The sequence below is a fragment of the Arthrobacter sp. E70 genome, from assembly GCF_058266945.1.
Genome location: NZ_JBYQFR010000026.1, coordinates 22181 through 28541, shown reverse-complemented (window position 1 = coordinate 28541; position 6361 = coordinate 22181). Strand labels below are relative to the sequence as shown.

Genomic DNA, 6361 nt, shown 5'->3' with positions numbered 1-6361 from the left:
AATCCCCTACGAGATCACCGACCGCCGCGCCGGGGACCTTCCGGCGTTCTGGGCAGACGCCGCCTCAGCCCTCGCCGACCTTGGCTGGTCCACCACCAAAACCGTCGACCAAATGTGCGAGGACCACTGGCGCTGGCAGAAAAACAACCCGAACGGCTACAAGAATTAGGACATGGCCCCGGGGTGCGCCTGACGAGCCCGGACCAGCAACCAACGCCAATGGGGACCAAACACCTGGCGAAGGCATCACGCACCGCTGCGTAAGAATGCGCGGCCGGCCCGGGCACCCGATAGATTTGCAGGCATGACTGAAGCCTCCTCCGCCGTCGAAGCCGGCCGCGGCACCATCCTCGTGATCAACGGCCCCAACCTGAACCTCCTGGGGACCCGCGAACCGGAAAAGTACGGCACCTCAACCCTCGCCGACGTTGAACAGCTCGCCGCTTCCGCCGCGGAGAAACACGGCTTCGTGGTGGAATGCGTCCAGTCCAACCACGAGGGCGTCCTCCTGGACGCCATCCACGCCGCCCGGGAAAACGCCGCGGGAATCGTTATCAACGCCGGTGCCTTCACGCACACTTCCGCGGCTCTGCGTGACGCCCTCGCCGCCGTGCAGCTCCCCGCCGTCGAGGTGCACATCACCAACGTCCACCAGCGCGAGGAATTCCGCCACCACTCCTACCTGTCCCCGGTGTGCGCGGCAGTGATCGTGGGAGCAGGGGTCACCGGGTACCGGCTGGCCATCGACTACCTGGCCGACGTCCTCTAGGCAGCTACTTCTGGATGCATTGCCCGGAGGAGACCGCTGCGGACAACGCGGGGGCCTGCTCCGCGACCGGGTTCAGGTCGTTCATGGTGATGGCAAACCCCACTTCGGCGTCGGAGGTGGCCTTGGCGAAGATCACCCCCGCCACCTGGCCCTCAGGGGTCAGCAGCGGGCCGCCGGAATTCCCCGGCTGGACATCGCCCGCCAGCCGGTAGATGTCCTCCGGTGCCGGGCTGTTGCCGTAGATGTCCGGAACCAGGACTGTGGCGATGTCCTGCACCGTGGCCGGCTTGGACTGGAAGGGGCCGCCGTGCGGGTAGCCGGCGAACGCGGCCTGGCTGCCGCCGGGGAGGTCGGAACTCAGGGGCAACGGCTGCGACGGCAGGTTGTCCACCGCCAGGACCGCGAGATCGTGCCGGGTGTCGAAGTAGACGACGCGCCCGGGCATCGCCCCGCCGTCGGGCATCTCCACCACGGGCTGTGAAACCCCGGCGACGACGTGCGCGTTGGTGACCACCCTGTCCTCGGACACCACGAACCCGGTGCCGGTCTGGTTCTGGCCGCATTCGTACGCGGTGCCCGCGATCCTCAGGACGGACTGCGCCGCCTTGTTCAGGGCCGGCGTATTGGTGCTCGTGTTGGGCACCTGCACCCTCTGGCCCTGGTCCAGGCCTTCGATCAGGGTGGGGATCCCGTTGCCAATCACGGTGGAGCGGAGTTCAGCCATAGTGGCCTTGACGGGGGTGGGAGTCAGCCCGTCAATGAAGCGGATCACCCTGGACTCTGCCAGCTGCTGCGAGATGACGGGCACACCCAGGGAGCTGATGCTGAACGCGAGCATGGACATCACCAGCGCGGAGACCACCAGGTTCAGCGCCCCGCCCACCAGGCGGTCCACTGCCCGCAGAGGCCGGATGCGCACTACCCCGCGCAGCTGCCGCCCCACCATGGTGCCCAGGCCATGTCCCAGCGCCATCAGGACGACGGCGGCCGCGATGATGGCGGTCAGCCTCCAGCCGGAATCCTCCACGAAGCCGCTGACCAGGGGAACGGCGAAGAAGGCTGCGACAGCACCCGCGGCAAAGCCCACGAGCCCGCCCACGGTGACCAGGAACCCATTGCGGAGGCCGTAGACCAGGTATGACAGCAGCGCCAGGATCAGGACAATGTCCAGGACAGTCAAGCCGACCACAAAGGCTCCTTATTAACAGTTGAACCCCCATTCTATCGGCGCTCACTGGCAGTCCCCTGGGCTCCCTCCGTCCCCTCCGGCGGCCCTTCATCCAGCTTTCTTCAGGTGTTTCGGCTGCCAAGTTCGTCACAGAACCTTGAAAATTCTGAAACAATGGCACAAGCGCCACAGCCGATACTTTTACTCAGGAGATTTCATGGACATCGAGGTACTGCGCCGAGCACCCCTTTTCGCCACGCTCGACGACGACGCATTCCGTCTGCTGACGGACGAGCTGACCGAGGTGGACCTTTCCCGTGGCGCGTCGGTGTTCCGCGAGGGCGACCAGGGCGACCAGCTCTACTTCATTGTCTCCGGCAAGGTGAAGCTCGGCCGCACCTCCCCCGATGGCCGCGAGTCCCTCCTTGCCATCCTTGGCCCGGGCGAGCTCTTCGGCGAGATGGCCCTGTTCGACCCCAGCCCACGCACCGCCACCGCCACCGCGGTGTCGGAGACCCGGTTGGCCGGGCTCAAGAACGAGAGCCTGAACACCCTCCTGCGCACCCGTCCCGAGGTCTCGGCCCAGCTGCTGCAGGCCCTGGCCCGCCGCCTGCGCCGCACCAACGATTCCCTCTCCGACCTGGTCTTCTCCGACGTTCCGGGCCGCGTAGCCAAGGCGCTGCTGGACCTGGCCGACCGTTTCGGCCGCCCGGCCACCGACGGCGTCCTGGTGGCACACGAACTCACCCAGGAGGAACTCGCCCAGCTGGTGGGCGCGTCCCGCGAGACCGTCAACAAGGCCCTGGCCGAGTTCGTGCAGCGCGGCTGGCTCCGCTTGGAAGCCCGCGCCGTGGTCATCCTGGACATGCAGCGCCTCCGCCAGCGCTCCCGCTAAACCCCAACAAAAAGGCCGCCCCGAGGGGCGGCCTTTTTGTTTGCCCTGGCCAGGATCAGTTCTTCACCACGTCCAGTTCGACGACGGCCCACGACAGGGCAGGCAGGCTGAGCCGCAGCTCGGACCCGCTCGCCTTCGCTCCCTCCAGCGGCTTCAGGCCTACCCGGTCCGGGCTCTGCTGGCTGTTGACGCTGAAGCGGTCCCCGCCGTCGGGAATTTCCAGGACTTCCGCCCGGACCACGCGCCGGGCGTCAAAGCCGCGCAGGGCAACCTCCACGTCGGCGGCATCCTCCAGGCCGCGGTTGGCAAGGAACAGGGCCACGCGTCCCGTCTCCTCGTTCCAAGTGGCGCTGACATCCACGAGGTCGGTGCCGCCGAAGCGCGCATTTTCGTACTTGTCCGAGTCAACGGACAACCGCAAGATTTGGCCCTGCGCCAGTTCCGCCATTCGGGAGAAGGGGTGGAAGATGGTTTGCCGCCAGGCCGGTCCATTCTCCTCGCTGAAGATGGGGGCGATGACGTTGACCAGCTGCGCCTGGTTGGCGATCTTGACCCTGTCTCCGTGGCGCAGCAGCGAGTTCAGCAGGGTCCCCACCACCACCGCATCAGTGACGTTGTACTTGTCCTCGATGAGTCGCGGGTGCTCGCGCCAGCCCGCCTTGGCGACGTTCCGCAGCTGGTCCTCGGTGTCCCGGCCGCGCTGGTACCAGACGTTCCATTCGTCGAAGGAGAGGTTGATGTGCTTCTTGTGCTTGCCTTTGGCGCGGACGGCGTCGGCAGTGGCGATGACTGATTCGATGAAGTAATCGGTATCCACTGCGCTTGCGAGGAAGCTGCCCGCGTCGCCATCGTATTCGTGGTAGTAGGCGTGCAGTGAGACGTAGTCCACCTCGTTGTAGGTGTGGGTCAGGACAGTCTGCTCCCAGTCGCCGAATGTGGGCATGCGCGAATTGGAACTTCCGCAGGCCACCAGCTCGATGTCAGGGTCCACGTAACGCATGGCCTTGGCCGCCTCCTGGGCAAGCCTGCCGTACTCTTCGGCAGTCTTGTGGCCGATCTGCCACGGGCCATCCATCTCATTGCCCAGGCACCACAGCTTGATGTTGAACGGGTCCTTGTGGCCGTTCTTTGCACGCAGGTCCGAGAGCCTGGTGCCGCCCGGGTGGTTGGCGTACTCCACGATGGCGCGTGCGGCGTCCACCCCGCGGGTTCCGAGGTTGATCGCTTCCATGATCTCGGTGCCCGCCTGGCGGGACCAGTCCACAAACTCGTGGAGGCCGAAGGCATTGGTTTCCACGGTGTGCCAGGCGCCGTCGAGCCGCCGTGGCCGGTCCTCCCGGGGCCCGATGCCGTCCTCCCAGTTGTACCCGGAAACGAAGTTCCCGCCGGGGTAGCGGATGACGGTGGCTCCAAGCTCCTTGACGAGCTTGAGGACGTCCTGGCGGAAGCCCTTGTCATCGGCCTCAGGGTGGCCAGGCTCGTAAATGCCGGTGTAGACGCAGCGGCCCATGTGCTCCACGAAGGAGCCGAAGAGCCGGCGCGGCACTTCGCCGCTGGTGAAGTCGCGGTCGACGGTAATTCTGGCGCGGGACATGTCAACTATCTCCTTGGTTGTACTACTGGTACGTGGCGGGAAGCGAAGGGGGCCTCAGGTGCCGGCGAGTCCCGTCGTCGCGACGCCCTTGATGATCTGGCGTTGGAAGAACAGGAAGACCAGGATCAGGGGCAGGGCGGCGAGCAGGGCAGATGCCATGTTTTGCGCGTACTGGATGCCGTAGGCGCTCTTGATGGTCTGAAGTCCCACGGGGAGGGTCAGGATGGATCCGTCGTTGGTTGCGATGAAGGGCCAGAGGAAGTTGTTCCAGGCGCCGATGAACACGAAGATGGCAACCGCGGCCATGATGGGGCGGGACAGCGGCAGGACCACCTGCAGGAAGATCCGCATGCGGCTGGCACCATCCATGACGGCGGCCTCCTCGAGTTCGCGCGGGATCTGGTCGAAGAATTTCTTGAGGACGAACACCATGGCGGGGTGGATGACCTGCGGCAGGATGATTGCCCACGAGGTGTCGATCATGTGCAGCGCCACCATTTGGTAGAACAGCGGAATGATCAGCACCGGCGGCGGAATGATGATGGAGGCGATGATCACCGTCATCAGGACTTTCTTGCCCCGGAAGTCGATGCGGGACAGGGCGTAGGCCACCAGTGCGGAAGTGACCAGCGTGATGACGGTGATGGCCGCCGAGGTGTACAGGGAATTCCAGGTCCAGAGCGGGATGTTGCCGTCCTGGAATACCTTGATGAACGCGTCAGCGGTGAAGCCCGACGGCGGGATCCAGCTGATCTTTCGCGAGGCAGCTTCCGTCTCGCTCTTGAACGCCGTGACGGTTGCCCAGGCGAAGGGCACCAGCCAGAGGACGGCCAGGAGCGCGGCGACCACAAGGACGGCGGTCCGACCCGGGGTCATCCTGCGGCCGGCCTTCCGGCCAGCAGAAGAGGTGGGAGTGGAGGTGACGGGGCGGGCAAGGGTTTCTGTTGCCATGGCTATGCACTCCTGCGACGGGTGACGAGGAACTGGATGACCGAGACAGCCACGATCAGTCCGAAGAAGATGTAGGAGATGGCCGCGGAGTAGCCCAGGCGGTATCCGGTGAAGCCGGTTTCGAAGATGTACTGCACCACGGGCCTGGTGGCGCCACCGGGACCTCCTGCTGTCATTTGGTAGACCTGGTCGAAGATCTTCAGCGAGGCCAGGATCTGGAGCAGCACGATCATCACGGTGGTGGGAGCCAGTTGCGGCAAGGTGATGGAGAAGAACTGCCGCCACGCGCCGGCACCGTCCAGTGACGCCGCCTCGTAATGCTGGGCGGGGATGTTCTGCATGGCCGCCAGGTAGAGGAGGAAGTTGAAACCCACCGTCCACCACAGGGTGGCGATCACGATTGCCCACATAGCCACCCCGGGGTCGTTCAGCCAGGCCACCTTCGGCAGGCCGATTTTGGCCAGGGAGTCATTGATCAGGCCCAACTGCGGGTTGTACATCCACGTAAAGAACAGGGACACGACGGTGGAAGCCAGCAGGTATGGCGCGAAGTAGGAAAGCCGCCACAGCCATTGCGCCGGCAGCCCGACATTAACCAGTGCCGCCATGACCAGGGCGACGACCACCAGCGGGACGGTGCTGATGACGGTGAAGTAGAGGGTGTTGCCCAGCGAACGCCACATGTCGGAATCGGCGAGGGCGTCCGCATAGTTGGCGAAGCCGATGAAGCTGTCGTTGGCGCCGGTGAGTGACTTGCCGGTCATGCTCATGTACAGCCCGTAAAGGAGCGGCCACACCAGGAAGACCAGGAAAAATGCCAGGAACGGCGCGGCGAACGCCCACCCATTGAGGTTGTCCCTGCCCACCTGGGAACGGGACCGCGCGGATCCTGGCCCCGCGCTGTTGGACACATTCCGGCGGGGCACCCCGGGCAACGAACCTGCCTGCCCCTCGCTGTCGTGTGATGTTGCTATGGAACTCATT

6 protein-coding genes and 1 pseudogene are annotated in these 6361 nt (G+C 65.1%); 3 read left to right on the top strand and 4 right to left on the bottom strand.

The window, feature by feature from the left end:
- Together AC3IMC_RS20295 and aroQ are read left to right on the top strand one after the other, a co-directional pair.
- Positions 1-169: pseudogene (locus tag AC3IMC_RS20295) on the top strand (UDP-glucose 4-epimerase GalE); the annotation flags it as partial.
- A gap of 135 nt (positions 170-304) precedes the next feature.
- A complete protein-coding gene (aroQ, locus tag AC3IMC_RS20290) occupies positions 305-769 on the top strand; it encodes a type II 3-dehydroquinate dehydratase (protein ID WP_490920703.1) in 465 nt (154 codons plus the stop codon).
- Between the two features lie 4 nt (positions 770-773).
- Here aroQ and AC3IMC_RS20285 read toward each other — a convergent pair whose 3' ends face one another.
- Positions 774-1958 (bottom strand): MarP family serine protease, encoded by a 1185-nt coding sequence (locus AC3IMC_RS20285; RefSeq protein WP_490920702.1) that lies wholly within the window; start codon positions 1956-1958, stop codon positions 774-776.
- Between the two features lie 196 nt (positions 1959-2154).
- On the opposite strand from AC3IMC_RS20285, the gene AC3IMC_RS20280 reads away from it, so the two are divergent.
- A complete protein-coding gene (locus AC3IMC_RS20280) occupies positions 2155-2832 on the top strand; it encodes a Crp/Fnr family transcriptional regulator (RefSeq protein ID WP_013602309.1) in 678 nt (225 codons plus the stop codon).
- A 55-nt stretch (positions 2833-2887) separates the two neighbouring features.
- Here AC3IMC_RS20280 and arfA read toward each other — a convergent pair whose 3' ends face one another.
- From arfA to AC3IMC_RS20265, 3 genes are read right to left on the bottom strand one after another with little or no spacing between them, the layout of a single operon-like run.
- Complete coding sequence (gene arfA / locus AC3IMC_RS20275; protein ID WP_490920701.1) at positions 2888-4426, bottom strand: arabinosylfuranosidase ArfA; 1539 nt, start codon at positions 4424-4426, stop codon at positions 2888-2890.
- A 54-nt stretch (positions 4427-4480) separates the two neighbouring features.
- Positions 4481-5377, bottom strand: a complete 897-nt coding sequence (locus tag AC3IMC_RS20270; RefSeq protein ID WP_490920700.1) for a carbohydrate ABC transporter permease — start codon at positions 5375-5377, stop codon at positions 4481-4483.
- Positions 5378-5379: 2 nt separating this feature from the next.
- Positions 5380-6360, bottom strand: a complete 981-nt coding sequence (locus AC3IMC_RS20265; protein ID WP_490920699.1) for a carbohydrate ABC transporter permease — start codon at positions 6358-6360, stop codon at positions 5380-5382.
- Position 6361 lies beyond the last annotated feature (1 nt).

Bases quoted from the DNA above. Each gene is read 5' to 3' on its own strand.
- AC3IMC_RS20265 (WP_490920699.1), bottom strand. From the start codon at position 6,360: ATGAGTTCCATAGCAACATCACACGACAGCGAGGGGCAGGCAGGTTCG.
- AC3IMC_RS20270 (WP_490920700.1), bottom strand. From the start codon at position 5,377: ATGGCAACAGAAACCCTTGCCCGCCCCGTCACCTCCACTCCCACCTCT.
- arfA (WP_490920701.1), bottom strand. From the start codon at position 4,426: ATGTCCCGCGCCAGAATTACCGTCGACCGCGACTTCACCAGCGGCGAA.
- aroQ (WP_490920703.1), top strand. From the start codon at position 305: ATGACTGAAGCCTCCTCCGCCGTCGAAGCCGGCCGCGGCACCATCCTC.
- AC3IMC_RS20280 (WP_013602309.1), top strand. From the start codon at position 2,155: ATGGACATCGAGGTACTGCGCCGAGCACCCCTTTTCGCCACGCTCGAC.